We start from the raw sequence: 16742 nt of genomic DNA, 5'->3' as shown, positions 1-16742 counted from the left end.
CTATATTTTAAAAGTTTAGGTTTAATCCGGCTAAGAAAATTCTGGGAATTGGATAGAATCCATAATCAATCCCGCCTCCTATAGCTTCTCCGGTTGATGCCGCAGGATCAAACCCCCGGTATTTTGTAAATGTATAAAGGTTGTTTACAGAGGCGTATACCCTAAGCTTGCTTATTCCTGCACTGCTTAGCGATCCTTCAGGTAAAGTATACCCAAGTTGTACATTTTGAATTCTGGCATACGAAGCATCCTCTACATAATAATCGGAAAATGCCATATTTGAAGTTGCTCCGGTTGAAACCCTTGGCACTTCATTACTTGTACCAGGACCGGTCCATCTGTCCAGAATAAAAGCAGGTCTGTTTACATTTGGCTGATTTCTTTCGTAATTCCGTACCATATCATTCCCTAAGGAAGCATAGGTATACGCAACGAAATCAAAATTCTTATAATACAGGTTCAGGTTAAGCCCCATAGTAGCGTTGGGTATTGGGTCGCCAATATTTGTACGGTCATCGGTATTGATTACACCATCACCATTCACGTCCACATACCTAATATCTCCTGGAGCTGCTGAGGCTCCAAGTGCAGCCTGGGAAGGATGCGCATTTACCTCTGCCTGGGTTTGAAAAAGCCCATCAGTTTTGTATCCGTAGAAATATCCTATTGGAAATCCTGCCTGAAAACGGGATGGTTGTGGCTGGCCAACTCCAAACTGTCCGCCGGCAACAAATTCTGTCCCATTTACCGCAACAACTTCATTTTGAATTACAGTGGCATTGTAGCCAATATTGTATCTAAAATCATCACCGATATTATCCGAATATTTTATAGAGAACTCTACTCCTTCATTTCGGGTTGTTCCCGCATTGATGGTTGGCGCTCCAGCACCAGGTGCACCTCCACCCAGGATTCCTGAGACCGGAATTCCGGCTACAAGAAGATCTTTACGATCTTCCCTAAATACATCGGCGGTAATATCTATTTTACTCCTGAACATTCGAAGATCTACCCCGATATTCGTTTTTTCTGATTCTTCCCATCCTGCAGAAGGATTTGGAATTCTTCCAGGTGCAGTTCCATTAACCAATGCTCCATTCAATACATAGGTAGCTTCCCCGTTTAGAAGTGATCGGTAAAACTGAGCTCCCCCAGCTTCATCGTTACCAAGAATCCCAAAACTTCCTCTTAATTTCAGAAAAGTTATCGTTCCTGAATCCTTAAGAAAATCTTCATCAGAAAGGATCCATCCGGCAGTAGCAGAAGGGAAATATCCTACTCTGTTCCCGGGTGCAAATCTTGTGGATGAATCTCGTCTTAGCATTCCGGAGATCAAATATTTTCCTAAGAAGTCATATTGAATCCTTCCGAAGAAAGAAAGTTTCCGAACATCATATACATAAGAACCATTGTTTAGTCCGTCATTGGTGCCAGTGGTTAAACTGATGTCTGCAAACTCCCAGGAATTATTGGGAACATCATACCCTGTGGCAAAAAGTCCATCTCCCCAATTCTTTATAACGGTCATCCCTCCTGTAGCAGTCAAGTGATGCGCCTCGGCAAAAGTTTTTTCATAAGTACCAAACAAATCATAGGTATACCCGTTGTCATTGATCCTGTTTTGGTTAACTGTACTTCTTGGGGTATTAAAAACTTTTCCAGGGCCATATGAAACAATAGGAGCAAAAACTTTTCCCTTACTCAGGGAAAGGCTATATCCTATTCTTGTTGTGAATTTAAGTTCCGGAATTGGCAAATAATCCAGGTTAAAAGATCCGTTGAATTTATTTAGATTGTAATCGTTATAGGTGTTTTCAATTTGAGCAAGGGGATTGATGATCTCATTTCCCAATTTTCCTTCAAGATCTTCCTGATCCAATGCGAAGGTTGGTGAAATGTTCAATGCATTAAATAAAACAGAACCCAAACCATTCTCGTTGATAGATCTTCGGTCAATATTCGTATAAATTGAATTTGCACTGAAGTCAAATTTTTCTGAAATATCTATTCCAATGTTAAATCGTGCTGTACTTCTGGTAAAATCAGATTTTTTAGCACCTACAATCCCTTCCTGATACAAATGAGATCCTCCTACTGAATAGGTAATGCGTTCTGATCCTCCACTCAATGAAAGGTTATGACTCATTATAGGTGAAACATCAAAAACTGCATCCTGAAAGTCTGTGCCTATGCCCAGGTTCCTAACATTGGGAAATGGTAAAGATTGCCCATTGTTGGCATACGCCTCATTGGTAAGCAGCGCATATTCTGTTGCGTTTAATAATGGAATTTTTCTTGAGGTTTCCTGCATCCCCGTATAAGCATCATACCGAACAACAGGAGCAGTATTCTTTTTCCCGGATTTAGTGGTGATAATCACCACCCCATTTGCTCCGGCAATACCATAAATAGCGGCCTGCGCATCTTTCAGAATAGAGATGGATTCCACATCATTAGGATTTAACGTTCCAAGGTCACCCTGGTACCCATCTATTAACACAAGTGGGCCATTCACACTGTTTGATGCGATCCCCCTTATATTTATGTTGATCCCCGCTCCCGGCGCTCCGGAAGATGGCAATACATTTACTCCGGCTGCGGTACCTTGTAAAGCCTGCTCGAGTTTGATAGGGTTTAATTCTTCAATGGTCTTGTTGGAAACCACCGAAACTGCCCCCGTAATATCCCTTCGCTGCTGAGTACCATATCCAATTACCACGACTTCATCTAAAGATTCAGCATCGGTTTGGAGTGTAACCTGCAAAAAGCTACCGGCTGTAATTTGAATTTCCTGTTGAATGAATCCAACATAGGAAAACTGCAGAACATCACCGGGAGCGACATTCTCTATAGAAAAGTTTCCGTCAAAATCTGTTGTTGTTCCCCGGCTTTCATTTTTTACTAAAACATTCACCCCCAGCAATGGTATATTGTTTTCATCTGTTACATTTCCCTGAACCGAAATCGATTGAGAATGCATAGATAAAACACCACTTATTAGGGCAAGTATTAAACATGTGAATTTCCTCATTGGACTAATTGTTAAATTTGCCCTAGCAATATATTAACTGAATGTTAAGAAGACTGAAAAGAAACCTATACAAAAAACATACAGAAAGGTGATTTTACAAATAGCAGTGGGATAAAGGGATGTGAGAACCTATAAAATATGCCTTTTACAGATCATAAGTGTATGTTTTACAATATCTATAATTTCTAATAATAAAAATAAATATTTTAAAATGTAGAGGTATTGTAGAGGCGGATAAAGAAAATGTATAGGTTAGACTTCCAGAATATAATCCACTAAATTAGAATCATGAGTCAATTCCATTTTTTTTCGCAAACGGTATCGCTTAATTTCCACACTTTTTACTGAAATATTTAACAAGGGAGCTATTTCTTTTGAGGCAAGATTTAGTCTTAAATATGCGCAGAGTTTTAAATCGTTGGCAGTAAGGTTAGGGTGTCTACTTTTCATCTTTTTAAAGAAATCCTTATCGGCATTGTTAAATGCTTCTTTAAAAAAGTTCCAGTTATCCTCTTCACTAATATCCTTATCAATTGTCCTTATCACGGAGCGTACTTCTGAAGTTTCCTTAGATTCCTTTAATTTATCCTTTATACTGGATAGAAATTCATTCTTTTTAATAAGACTCATGGTAGAAACTGCCAGTTCCTTGTTCTTCCCGGTCATATCCTTTTCAAGTTGCTCATTCTGGAGTTCCATAATCCTCTTTTCCACCTCCAGATTTTTCAATTTCAATTCTTTTTCCTTTTCCCCTATTAACCTGAGGTGTTTTCTTTTATAACCTTTGTTTATAAAATAAGCAATAATAAAAAGCAGTGATATATATAAAACAATTACCAAATAGCTTAAATACCAGGGCCTGGAAACTTCAAAAGAATATCTTACAGGATCCAGTTCCTGAGTACCCATCTTTGCTTTTACCTGAAATTCATAATCGCCAAACGAAAGATTGGTATAACCTACAGAAGAGCCCTCTGTCCAGCTGCTCCAATTGGGACTTAGACCTAAAAGCCGGTAGCTATAGACCGGGGTAATGAATTTTTTATACTCGGGAATACTATATTCAAATGAAATATTATTTGTTTTATAATGAAAGGTAGGAGTGTCATTTAGATCTATAAGCTCCGGAGATTCATCCAATGCTGCCTTAAAAACCTTGTCTATTCTGATTTCATAATCTAAGGTTTGGTTAAAATCCTTTTCGAATCTCAAATATCCGTTGGAAACTCCAAGTAGATAAGAATTATTATCTAGCAAGGTAATATTTTCATAGCCAAGGGTAATATTACGAAGATCATTTGGCAGATGAACCATTCCCATTTTATAGGTATTACTCAATTGTGCAGCCTCTATATTAATTACGGCATCATTCAAAAAACCCCAAAGCACATTATCACTTGTTTTGATCAATCTTCCAGAAATGAGATCAAATTCATCAAACAAAGATCCGAGGCCGCTCTCTGCATTAAACTTATTCTCTGATTCCTGAAATTGAAACAATTTTTCCCTTGAAGAATAATAAAGTGTATCATTAAATTTAAAAATGCTGGAATTTATTCCTGAGTTGTCTTCAAAAGTATAATTTTCTATACTGTTAACTTGTGTCGATGGAAAGTCCATCTGGATCCTGTATACTCCCTTATGCTCCGTTACCGCCCAAATCTCGCCGCCTTTTTCGGAAATCAAAAATTTTGTGGAATGGGGAAACTTGTCAACCATTCCAACAAAATTGAAATTTCCGTTTTCTTCTTTCAAGAGGCTTATGCCGTTATAATGTCCCTGTAAATAATAGTCTGGATTTCCTTCGTAATTTTTCACCACCCAGGTTCCGGAATGATCGTAGATCCTGGTAGCAACCTCTCCATTTATAATATAGGTTCCATTATTATGACCACAGAATAAATTAGAGCCAATAAGCTGCAAACTCCAAACCTGGCCATTGGTACCATCCATCAAGGTGAAAATCTCGTCGTCCTTCCTTTTGAAATACAATCCCTGATTGGTTCCCACATAAAGAAAATCCTCTGTTTGCAAAGAGGTATAAACAGAGCCTAGATTGCCATAATTATCCTGGTAAAGCATAAAGTCGGAATCCAGGTTAATTATGCTGAGTCCATTATCCAGGCCGGCCCAAACGTTATTATCCTTATCCACAAAAAGATCCAGTACGGTATTATTGATCAATCCATTTTTCTGGTTAAAATGATAAAGAATATTTCCATTTACGTCCACATGATAAATTCCTTGCTCCACCGTTCCAAGGATAATTGAATTATCTGTAAGACTATGGGCAGAAAAAATACTTTGATTCCGCAATTTTTCACTTAGGTCGAAATAGTTCCTTCTCAACTCCTGCCCATCCCAATCATAAAAATTTCCCTCCCGACTAATAAGTTTAAGAGAACTTCCTTTTTGAGAAACATGCATAATTTCAATATCTACTAATACCTCCGGGGGAATTACCATTTCAGGCTGGTTTTTTTTTATGGTAAACAGGCCGGCTGCCATCATTTGAAAATAAACACTTCGTTCTCCTTTAAAAAGATTGGTGATTGCAACAGGTGGAGTAACTACTCTTGATATTTCAAGGGTTTTTAGATTGCAAAGGTAAAGTCCTTCAAAACTTTGAAAAACAAGCACATCCCCCATGTATACAATATGCCAGAACTGTTCTCCATCATTTATTTCTCCGGGAAAATTTGGTATCAAACTGGTATATTCCAGCACACCTTTACTGTTTTTCTGCCAGTAACCTATTTCCATATAGGCACCGGTAAATATTTTATCGCCAGCGACCTGAACAGATCTGACGATTGTATTATTTGGAATTGGATATAAATTCCATTCAGCTCCAGTAAATTCAAGAAGACCCATGCTATTTGCCACATAAACATTCCTGTTGGAATGTTGGGAAATATTCCAGTTTTGATTACCGGCGCTGTACTGATTAGGGTTGAAATTTATTACAGGAGGTAATTCCTGACATAAACCAGGTAGGGAAATTAGGACGAATAAAAGAAAATATTTAAGGTTCAAAAAATTTTTGAGCTAATTTAAAGTTATTTTATTTAAAATCCATTCAGGAATTTGGCCGAATAAAATTTAGCTCAGGATTTACATAAATGGAAGTAACATTAAGAAATTAAATAATCAAGGGAATTAAACCAGCTTACAGGATTAAATTAAAGACCCAGACTTTAAAAACTAATGATTTAGAACCGGGTAGAATCAAGATGAACAAATTCTGTGTTGAGAGTTTTATTGATAACTTCTTTTCCTTTTGGTTTTTGAATTCTATCAATCAATATAGATGCAGCAATCTCTCCCATTTCAACCGGATGTTGATCCACATAACTTATTGAGGGCAATAAAAACGGAGCAAAATCTTCATTAACATACCCAATTATTTTGATGTCTTCCGGAATTTTCAATTTATTCTCCTGCGCTACCCTTGAAGCGATTAAGGTGCTAAGATAATCCAGGCCGATTAAGGCCTGCATCTCTTCTGCCTGAAGCAACTTATCCAGTTTGGTTTTTAATATCGCGGTATCCGGGGAGATTATTAAAAAATCTTTATTCAGGGGAATATCAAGTTCCCTGCAGGCATTCTCAAAACCTTCAATACGCTGTTTTCCCAGACCTATATCACCAAGTGCACATACCAATCCTATTTTATCCAGATTTTTGGAATGTAAGAACTTAACAGCATTATAAATACTTTGCTTATCATCTACCCCTACTTTATCCAAATCCATATCAACATTTATCCTGTCGAATAACACCACCGGGATTTCATACTCTGTAAGCCGGAATAAATGATCATAATCTTTCAATTTCTGGGTTTCCTCAGATACTGAGATCAATAATCCATCTACCAGGCCATTTGAAACAAGTTCAGTTATTTGTTGTTCCAGCTTCAGGGATTCATTGGTTATATACGTGATTACCTGAAAACCCAGTTTCCGGGCTTCATTTTCTACCCCTCCAAGCACCTTGGCAAAAAACGTGTTGGCAATATTAGGTACAATTACGGCGATGTTCCCGGTCCGGTTCCGTTTTAAATTAACAGCCGTAGGATTGGGCCGGTACTTATGTAGTTCTGCCAACTCTTTCACCCGCTGTACTGTTTTTGGGCTGATTTCCGGACTGTCATTCAAGGATTTCGATACGGTAGAAACCGAAACATTCAATAGTTTAGCCAGCTCTTTTAAGGTGATTTTTGATCTCATTTTGGATAGGGAATTATTTGATAATTTACAAAAATAAAGAAGATTCCCTAAACAGGATGTTTTAACATTGTTTTTTTAATAAATTTTTCGGAAAGATCCAGTAAAAAGTAAATTTTCAATGGATATTTCTGAATAAAAAACCTAGAAACTTTCATACTCAAACTTCTGACCGCCAACGGAAACCTCTATCATCGCACCGGCTTTTGGCATGGTAACCACGGCTATTCCATCCCTGAACTCGATAGTTTTTGCTTTCCCCTCTTCAAGGGCAACGGCAGAAACTGTGCTGGAAAGCTCAAAATTACCCTGCTTAAAACGGTCGAGTTCGGCCTGGGTTTGAAATAAAATTGCCTGTCTGAAAGCCTGACCTCCAAGTTGCAGTCCAATATCCAACTGTCGTAATTTAGCCATTCCTATCACTTTCCCATTTTGATATACAACTCCATTTCCTGCCGCACCTCCAACTATGTACGCACCTTTGCCAACATTGGGGAAAATAACATATCCCGTGGCATTTCTAAATAAATCGGCCATGTTAGGATTATTGTCTATAAATGCTTCTAATGCAAGTTCTGCATCCCGTATAATTTCCTGTTGCTCTTTGGTTTGTGCCGTAGCCCCAAAAGCGATCAATAATAAGATCAGCGAAAAAATTGATTTAACTGTTTTCATAATAGCTATTAAAAATTTCATTAAACTATTTCTTTCCTAAAATATTAGCATTAAAGGCTTTCCATCATTTGGATTGCAATTTTAATAAACTTATTTTTTTAAAGTATTAGTTTGTAGGGAAAAACTCAAACCTTTGACCCCCCACAGATATTCCAGCCATCGCTCCTGCTTTGGGCATTGTAACAACTGCAATTCCATTATTGAATTCAACATCTTTTGAAGCTCCTTCCTCTAAAATTACCGCGGAAATATTTCCGGATAGTTGAAAACTCCCATCTTTGAAGTCATCCAATGCAGTTTGGGTTTGGAAAAATAACACTTCTATGAAGGCCTTCCCTCCAATTTGAAAACCGATATCTACCTGTTTTAGATCGGCATAACCTACCATTCTACCATTTTCATAAACGGTTCCGTTGCCTGAAGCTCCCCCAATAACATAGGCTCCTTTTCCTACATTTGGAAAAATGGCATATCCCTTTGATGTTGAAAAAAGCTCGGCCATTTTTGGGTGTTTCGCAATAATTGTTGCTTTTGCATCAACAGAATCAGAAACAAGATTTTCAGAGGTATTTTTAGATGGCCCACAACCTGCAAAAAGGAGTAAAAAAACTCCAAACAATGGCAAGTAGAGATTTTTTGATTTTAATTTCATTTTTAGATCTTTTTAATTGGATAGTATCATTAAAATTACTTTTAATAAATACCAAAAATTGTTAAACAAGCGTTATTTCATATTATATTAACTAATATCCCAATAGTTTGTTAATCTAAAATGCTTTTAATAAAGTCTTAAGGCCCTATCCTTTTGTGGTCACTAAAAAAACAGGGATTTTCGAGTTTTTGATCACTTTTTCTGATACGCTGCCTAACAATACCTGGGATAAACCGCTCTTGGACTGAGTGCCTATTACCAGGATATCGGCATTCCATTCACCTGCAACTTTCAATATCACTTCATAAGGTTTGCCCTCCTCAACAAATTGAGTGACCTCATAGTCCTTAAAAATGCTGATACGAATTTTTTTCTGACTTTCCCTTGTGTCTTTTCGTATGATTTCGGCCATTTCATCTGGAGTTACCCCACCATCAGTAAGAAGGTCGGTGGTATTGGCCACACTTATAATAGCGATCTCCGCGTTTAACTGTTTACCGAGCTGCAACCCTTTTTGAGCTACTTTTTCAGCCGAAGGCTCTTCATCTATCGCGATTAAAATTCTTTTGTAGATCATAAATATTGTTTTTTAATAATAAATCTGCTCCAACGGATGTCTTTACTACTTAAATTTAAGTCTTTATTTTTTCAGATTTTAATTTAAACCTTAGTTTTTTTTAGGAAATGATTGTTGGGTTGTGCTCATGGTTTTCTGGAAAAACAGGGTAATTAGTTTCTTTAGAGTAGGGTTTGCGTGCCAATAGCCTTCTGTTTGATCTCCTGTAATGAGAAATTGGTGGTACAGCAAAGCTTTTTAAAATGATCTGTATTTTTTTGTTGCAATATTTGCAAAAGTGATAGTAATACTATTACTTTTGCGCGTATAAATTATATAGCATGAAGCAGTTACTTTCAGGGATAAAAATCGGAGTGAACAAAAATCTATATGTGAAGGATCCGGAATCCTCTGTCCTGGGGAAAAAAATTGTTGAAAAGAGCATTGTTCTTATCAATGAAAGTGGTTTTGAAAATTTCACCTTTAAAAAGTTGGGATTGGAAATTGGATCAAATGAAAGCAGCATTTACCGGTATTTTGAGAATAAGCACAAGCTATTACTATATCTTACTTCCTGGTATTGGGCCTGGAAAGAATATCAACTTGTCTTTGCTACCAATAATATTGAGGATCCAGAGCAGGTATTGGAAACAGCTATCAATGTGTTGACCCGGCAAATTAAAAAAGACAGCCTGACCACGCATATTGATGAAATCATATTAAATGAAGTGGTGGTGAATGAATTTTCAAAATCCTACCTCACAAAAGAAGTAGATAAGGAAAACAAGGAAGGTTTTTTTGAAATATATAACAGGCTCATTCTAAGGTTAAAAAAAATGATTCTTGCCGTAAATAGCGATTATCCCTATGCTGTAACACTTGCCAGTACAGTGTTGGAAGGTGGACTGCATCAACACTTCCTCCGGGAACATTTCCCTTCCCTTACAGATTGTAATGAGGAATTAAGTCCGGCCCAGTATTTTAATCACCTGGTCCTGTCAACTTTAAAACATACTAAGAATGGTTAAAAAAACTAGCTCTGCCATTAAAAGACTTACCGGCCTTTTAAAAATGGACAGGAAGGATATTCTACAAATCTTTTACTATGCAATTTTTGCAGGTCTGCTAAACATGTCGGTACCCTTGGGAATTCAGGCAATTGTAAACCTCATCCAGGGGGGAAGGGTTAGCACCTCCTGGATCATCCTGGTTGTCCTTGTTACCATTGCTGTAGGTCTTGTAGGTTTACTGGAGATCATGCAAATACGTATTATAGAGAACATTCAGCAAAAGATTTTCACAAGGTCTTCCTTTGAGTTCACCTACCGGTTTCCACGAATAAAAATGGAGGAATTCCGGCATATTTATCCGCCAGAACTGGCCAACAGATTTTTTGATACCCTAAACGTACAAAAAGGGGTGACAAAACTTCTTTTGGATTTCCCTGCAGCATTGCTCCAAATATTTTTTGGTTTGATCCTCCTGTCACTATACCATCCTTTTTTTATTATTTACGGCCTCCTTCTGGTCACACTTATTTATTTTGTATTCAAATTTACCGCCTGGAAGGGATTGGAAACCAGCCTGGATGAGTCCAAACACAAATATAAAGTTGCACACTGGCTGCAGGAAGTTGCCCGGTCGCTGTTCAGTTTCAAAATGTCGGGAAATAGCAACCTCTCCCTTGATAAAAATGACAAACTCACATATAAGTATTTGCAGGCGCGGGAAGCACACTTCCGTATCCTGAGAATACAATATATTAAACTGGTAGTGTTTAAAGTTTTAGTGACTGCCGGTTTACTTGCCATAGGTGGATTGCTGGTACTAAATCAGGAAATGAATATAGGGCAGTTTGTTGCTGCAGAGATCATTATCCTTCTTATTCTTAGCGCCGTGGAGAAACTAATTAAAGGTCTTGAGGTTATCTATGATACCCTTACATCTCTTGAAAAAATGGGACAGGTAGTGGATAAAACTCTTGAAAGTGATGATGGCAGCAATAAACTGGAAGAAAACAGCACCCTGGACCTGGAGCTTGCTGAAGCAGGTTATAAGATAGGTGAAAATATTATTCTAAATAATATATCCTTTCACATGAAAGCCGGCGAGAAGGTACTTCTCAAGGGGCCAAACGGTAGCGGCAGGACCAGTCTCTTAAAACTAATAGCAGGAATTAATGAAATCTCACAGGGAAATATTTATGTTAATAATATATCCATAAACGGTTTAAATTTAAATGATTACAGAAAAAGACTAGGTGTTTTCCTTGCTGAAGAATTTCCTTTTGAGGGTACCCTGCTTGAAAATATCACTTTTGGAGATTCTACTGTGCCTGAAAGAGATGTTTACTGGGCTATTGAACACGCAGGACTTTCGCAATTTGTTAAGGAACGGCCAAATGGAATACATACCGATATTCTTCCGGAAGGGAAATATCTTTCTTCAATGATAAGTAAGAAAATAATCCTGGCCAGGTGTATTGTGAAGAAACCGGATATTTTGCTTCTTAAGGAACCTCTGGAGCTATTTGAACCGGAAGAGGCTAACAGGATCCTCGAATTTCTTACGGACCCTATACATAAATGGTCCATATTGGTTGCCAGTCAAAAACCTGTTTGGGAAAAAGTATGCGATAAAGTAATTCTTCTTGAAAAAAGGAGCAATAAAAATAAAACATAGAGATTATGCTGAATATATCTCAGGAAAAATTGAATAAAAAAGTCGACCTGTCCGGTTATAAATCGGCCCAGCGGGTTTTCCACCACCGTCATTATAAATGGTTTAACAGAATCTTACTTGGATTTAGTATTCTTCTTATCATTATTTTATTTCTGCCGTGGACTCAAACGGTTTCCGGTAAAGGGAGTGTAACTACCTTAAGCCCGGAACACCGACCTCAAACCATTCAGTCTCCTATTCCGGGAAAGATAGAAAGTTGGTATGTGCAGGAAGGAGATTATGTGAATAAAGGAGATACCATTCTTCATATTTCTGAAGTAAACAACCAGTACCTGGATCCCTTATTGGTAGAACGCACGGGGGAGCAACTTACAGCAAAAAGCGGATCTGTAGAATCCTACAGGGGAAAGATTGGATCTCTTGGAGCGCAGATAAATGCGATAAACAATGAAAGAGCTCTTAAAATTCAGCAGGCAACCAATAAGCTGAAACAGGCTCGTTTAAAAGTAAAGAGTGACAGCATAGACCTGGAAGCTGCAGGAACAAATTTACAAATTGCCAAAACACAATTTGAGCGTATCCGGCAACTGCAAGAAGAAGGACTTAAAGCCCTGCCAGATTTAGAACAGGCAAGATTGAAACTGCAGGAGACACAGGCACGTCATATCTCTGCCCAAAACAGGCTTTTAGCCAGTGAGAATGAGATAGTAAATGCCCGGCTTGAGATTAACCGAATCCAAGCCGAATATAATGACAAGATCTCAAAAACTGAAAGCGAAATGTTCACGGCCCAGTCCAATCAATTTGATGCAGAATTACAGGTCAGCAAGCTGGAGAACGATTTCACCAATTACAGTATAAGAAATAAACTCTATTACATTCTGGCCCCGCAGAATGGCTATATTAACAGAGCTTTACGGGCTGGAATTGGAGAGACCTTTAAGGAAGGGGAGCGCCTGGTTGGCATAATGCCTTCAGACTTTCAACTGGCCGTGGAAACATTTGTAAGACCGCTGGATGTGCCTTTATTGCACAAAGGGGAGAAAGTACGTGTGCAGTTTGACGGCTGGCCGGCCATTGTTTTTAGTGGCTGGGAGAACCTTTCCTTTGGAACCTATGGCGCCAGGGTGGTTGCAATTGAGAATTTTATAAGCGAAAATGGGCTGTACAGGGTTCTTCTTACGCCAGATCCAGGAGACCATCCGTGGCCAAAGGATGTTCGTATTGGAAGTGGCGCAAGAACTCTGGCGCTGCTGGAAGATGTGCCTATTTGGTACGAGATATGGAGAAATTTAAATGGCTTTCCTCCTAATTATTATCAGCCGGAACAGGCTGCAACAGAAAAATATTGAGAATGAAGAACTTCCTTGGCATCCTATTTCTTTTTTATGGACAGGCTTTGCTTGCACAGGAGCAACTTCCCGAAGTGCTCACCTTTAAGGAATATTTGGCATACGTTAAGCAGTTTCATCCTGTTGCAAGACAGGCTGGTTTAAAATTAAGCATGGCTGAAGCTGAATTGCTGCGTGCACGGGGTGGATTTGATCCTAAAATTGAAGTGGATTATGACAGAAAGGTGTTTAAAAATACTGAATATTATGATATTTTAAATTCCACCTTCAAGATCCCAACCTGGTACGGGATTGAACTCAAAGCAAATTTTGAGCAAAACCAGGGAATATATTTAAATCCTGAAAGGACCGTACCAACAGACGGCCTTTTTAGTGCAGGAATATCTGTAGATGTGGGTCAGGGAATGTTCATAAATAAGCGTATGGCCTCCTTACGCAGTGCAAAAATTTACAGGGAACAGTCTGTTGCAGCCCGTGACCTAATGGTTAATGAGGTACTTTACAATGCAGCTCTGGCATATTTTGATTGGTTACGGGTTTACAATGAAATGATTATCTATGAGGGTTTCCTTGAAAATGCTTCTGAACGATTTAAGGGCATTGAGCAAAATGCCCGGCTGGGCGAGATTCCTGCCATAGATACGGTAGAGGCAAGAATATCCGTACAAAGTAGAACGTTGGATCTGGAGCAGGCAAGAGTAGATCTGGTTAAGGAAAGACTTGATCTGTCCAATTTCCTATGGCTGGATAATAATACCCCGGTTGAACTGCAACCAAATATCATCCCGGAGGTGGGAATTCTTCCAAATATAGATAAAGCCCTTAACATTCCGGCCGTAATAACACCTGGGGTTATTCCTGAAAATCATCCACGGCTTAGATCTATGGAGCTTAGCCTGCGTGCGCTGGAGGTGAACCGCAGACTTATGGCCAACCGACTGTTGCCTGCAATAAACCTGGAATATAATTTCCTCACCCAGAAACCGGATCAATTACAAAGCTTTTACCGCGAAAATTACAAGGCAGGGGTGAGTTTTAGTTTTCCCCTGTTCCTAAGAAAGGAACGTGGAGAACTTAGGCTGGCCAATTTCAGGATACAGGATGCAGAACTGGACCTGAAGCTCAATGAAAGACAGCTGGAAAACAAGATCCTTGCTGCTTTCCAGCAACTGGAATCCTATAGCATCCAAACACAAATGGCAGGAGAAATGGTAAAAAATTATAATCTGATGCTGGCGGCAGAAGAAAGAAAGATGAGCTTCGGGGAAAGTTCCCTTTTCCTGATAAATACCAGGGAGATCCGTTTGATAGAAGCGAGGCTTAAACAAAATGAGATCCTTAATAAGTTCCTATATGCTAAAGCTATGCTGTTTCGAGATTTGGGAATAGTACCGGATGAGGATTAAAACCGGTATAAGGTTTAATGCATTTCCTGGTTTAACAAACTATCTATATAAACTTCAGATGACCTTAAAAAATTCGTGTTTGGATTTTCTCTATATTCTATTGAATCACCCTCAAAATAATAAGATCCCATCCATTCTTTGAGTTCGATTATTCTTAAGTCTTTCCGCTTAGATATTGATCTTTCTAAATGGAGCGTATTTGTGCCATAAACATTGAGTTCCTTTCCAAAAAGCCCTTTTTTATTGAATTTTTCCAGGGAATTTTCATTAGAATCGAATATTACCAATATATAATCCTGATCAGTGTAGAAATTGATATCTGTAGAACTATTTGGATAGGAAAATACCAGAAAAAAAAATATTGCAACAGCTATTTCTCCAAGCATTATTTTATAGTAAGAACTCTTCTGATTAATACTCTGTCAATTATATAAAGGAATATTAAAACTACCGTTATTGGAATTGTGATAACGGCATATATAGCGGCAGTGTGATCATTCGTAAATGCAATATATAAGGCCTGAATGGTTATAAGCAAGCTTAAAAAGGTAATTATGGTTAGCAAAGTAACTGGAAAAAAAAGGCTTTTAAGTATTTTCTTGAATTTCTCCATTGAAGTAATTTTTAATTTCTCAGGATTTGTTTATATCAAAGATGTCATTTAAAGCTTATCGCTGATAGTTCTTTTATGGTTACTCTAATTTAGTTTATTTCAACAAAGCCTGCATTTTTGTAAAACTGTGCTGGGGCGGTGCATGAAATAAGGAATAATGATTTCTTATTGATGACTTAATTTTAAGTTAATACAGCATTACTCTTGTTACAGTAAATTTGCATCGACAAGTTTAATATATCAAGCCAAAGCCAGGGTTGAATTGTCAGGTTTGTTTGAATTAGCAAAATGTAAGGGTGTTAAGAAATTTTCACCCTTTTTTCTTTGCGTAAAATCGATAGGGATATAATTCTTAAAGGGGATTTAATGATTACATGATTATGAGGTAATATTTCATTCCTAAATTGCTTGGAATTAAATCTGATATATTGGAAAACCGACTATTGGATAATGTCCAAACTACTAAACATAAGTATCAGGTCTCCTCTTTCCCTTTTTTCTTCTCCGGATTGCCCGCCTTTTTAAAACTTAAAGGAGGCAATCCCCAATTTATTGTTCAGGAAGCTTTAACCGTAAATTTATTTCTTTCATTTTTCGCAGCCTTCTTTTCTTCAGGAAGGTATAACCGGCAATTTTCCTTTAATCCATTCCGAATAATAATATTTAAAAACCATGAAAAAACGTAAAGTAGAAGTTGTCGTCATTTCTGACGTTCATTTGGGCACCTATGGCTGCCATGCAGGCGAGCTTTTGAGTTACCTCAAAAGTGTACAGCCGGAAGTATTGATCCTCAACGGCGACATAATTGATATTTGGCAGTTCCATAAGAGTTACTGGCCCGATTCCCATATGCAGGTAATTAAATGTATCACCGGATTTTTGGCTCAGGGAGTGAAAGTCTATTATGTCACCGGGAATCACGATGAAATGCTCAGGAAATTTGTTGGTTTTGAAATGGGCTCACTACAAATTGTAAATAAGGTAGTGCTGAATCTTGACGGTAAAAAAACCTGGATATTTCATGGGGATGTTTTCGATGTTACGATGCAAAACTCCAAGTGGCTGGCAAAACTGGGAGCAAAAGGATATGACAGCCTCATATTGATAAACAGGATGTTCAATTATATTTCTGAAGGAATGGGGAGGGGAAAATTATCCCTTTCCAAAAAAATTAAGAATAGTGTGAAGAGTGCAGTCAAATTTATAAACGATTTTGAACAAACCGCGGCAGATATTGCCATTTCCAACGGATATCATTATGTCATTTGCGGCCACATCCATCAGCCGGAAATTAGGAGAATAAAAGGGAAAGATGGGGAGGTCATTTATCTTAATTCCGGCGACTGGATAGAAAATCTTACTGCTTTAGAATATAATAACGGGGGCTGGGTGCTGTACCAGTTTAATGAAGATCATCAAAGGGTAATGGCAGCCAGGGCCAAAAAATTTAAAGAGGTCAAACTAAACAGTGATGAATTATTTCAAAACCTTGTTCGGGAATTAAATTTTGTTAAACCGTAAATAGCCACAACTTTATGAGAAATCTTCC

Annotated in this window: 12 protein-coding genes; 5 read left to right on the top strand and 7 right to left on the bottom strand. The window is 38.0% G+C overall.

Annotated elements, in window-relative coordinates:
• Positions 1-7 precede the first annotated feature (7 nt).
• The 6 genes from ACKGJN_RS03795 to ACKGJN_RS03770 all read right to left on the bottom strand — a co-directional run bounded on the left by ACKGJN_RS03795 (position 8) and on the right by ACKGJN_RS03770 (position 9161).
• The gene (locus ACKGJN_RS03795; protein ID WP_409538098.1) at positions 8-3031 is read right to left on the bottom strand and encodes a SusC/RagA family TonB-linked outer membrane protein; all 3024 of its coding nucleotides are present in this window, start codon (positions 3029-3031) and stop codon (positions 8-10) included.
• A 252-nt stretch (positions 3032-3283) separates the two neighbouring features.
• Positions 3284-6067 carry a helix-turn-helix and ligand-binding sensor domain-containing protein gene (locus ACKGJN_RS03790; RefSeq protein ID WP_409538097.1) on the bottom strand — a complete coding sequence of 928 codons (2784 nt, stop codon included), beginning with the start codon at positions 6065-6067 and terminating at the stop codon, positions 3284-3286.
• Between the two features lie 176 nt (positions 6068-6243).
• Complete coding sequence (locus ACKGJN_RS03785; protein ID WP_409538096.1) at positions 6244-7260, bottom strand: LacI family DNA-binding transcriptional regulator; 1017 nt, start codon at positions 7258-7260, stop codon at positions 6244-6246.
• Positions 7261-7401: 141 nt separating this feature from the next.
• Complete coding sequence (locus tag ACKGJN_RS03780) at positions 7402-7932, bottom strand: lipid-binding SYLF domain-containing protein (RefSeq protein WP_409538095.1); 531 nt, start codon at positions 7930-7932, stop codon at positions 7402-7404.
• 106 nt (positions 7933-8038) lie between these two features.
• The gene (locus ACKGJN_RS03775; RefSeq protein ID WP_409538094.1) at positions 8039-8584 is read right to left on the bottom strand and encodes a lipid-binding SYLF domain-containing protein; all 546 of its coding nucleotides are present in this window, start codon (positions 8582-8584) and stop codon (positions 8039-8041) included.
• Between the two features lie 145 nt (positions 8585-8729).
• Entirely contained in the window at positions 8730-9161 is a 432-nt protein-coding gene (locus tag ACKGJN_RS03770; protein ID WP_409538093.1) for a universal stress protein, read from the bottom strand.
• A gap of 320 nt (positions 9162-9481) precedes the next feature.
• On the opposite strand from ACKGJN_RS03770, the gene ACKGJN_RS03765 reads away from it, so the two are divergent.
• From ACKGJN_RS03765 to ACKGJN_RS03750, 4 genes are read left to right on the top strand one after another with little or no spacing between them, the layout of a single operon-like run.
• Positions 9482-10168 (top strand): TetR/AcrR family transcriptional regulator, encoded by a 687-nt coding sequence (locus tag ACKGJN_RS03765; protein ID WP_409538092.1) that lies wholly within the window; start codon positions 9482-9484, stop codon positions 10166-10168.
• Complete coding sequence (locus tag ACKGJN_RS03760; RefSeq protein WP_409538091.1) at positions 10161-11822, top strand: peptidase domain-containing ABC transporter; 1662 nt, start codon at positions 10161-10163, stop codon at positions 11820-11822. The genes ACKGJN_RS03765 and ACKGJN_RS03760 overlap by 8 nt, the downstream gene beginning before the upstream one ends.
• Before the next feature lie 5 nt (positions 11823-11827).
• Complete coding sequence (locus ACKGJN_RS03755) at positions 11828-13174, top strand: HlyD family secretion protein (RefSeq protein ID WP_409538090.1); 1347 nt, start codon at positions 11828-11830, stop codon at positions 13172-13174.
• Positions 13175-13176: 2 nt separating this feature from the next.
• Positions 13177-14580 (top strand): TolC family protein, encoded by a 1404-nt coding sequence (locus ACKGJN_RS03750; protein ID WP_409538089.1) that lies wholly within the window; start codon positions 13177-13179, stop codon positions 14578-14580.
• A gap of 14 nt (positions 14581-14594) precedes the next feature.
• Here ACKGJN_RS03750 and ACKGJN_RS03745 read toward each other — a convergent pair whose 3' ends face one another.
• Positions 14595-14966 carry a hypothetical protein gene (locus ACKGJN_RS03745; protein ID WP_409538087.1) on the bottom strand — a complete coding sequence of 124 codons (372 nt, stop codon included), beginning with the start codon at positions 14964-14966 and terminating at the stop codon, positions 14595-14597.
• Between the two features lie 899 nt (positions 14967-15865).
• On the opposite strand from ACKGJN_RS03745, the gene ACKGJN_RS03740 reads away from it, so the two are divergent.
• On the top strand, positions 15866-16714 hold the full coding sequence (locus tag ACKGJN_RS03740) for a UDP-2,3-diacylglucosamine diphosphatase (RefSeq protein WP_409538086.1): 849 nt from the start codon (positions 15866-15868) through the stop codon (positions 16712-16714).
• Positions 16715-16742: the final 28 nt, after the last annotated feature.

It is taken from the genome of Gillisia xinjiangensis, assembly GCF_046298265.1.
In the GTDB taxonomy this organism is placed as follows: domain Bacteria; phylum Bacteroidota; class Bacteroidia; order Flavobacteriales; family Flavobacteriaceae; genus Gillisia; species Gillisia xinjiangensis.
The sequence above is the reverse complement of the archived record's forward strand: the minus strand, read 5'-3'. Positions and strand labels throughout refer to the sequence as shown.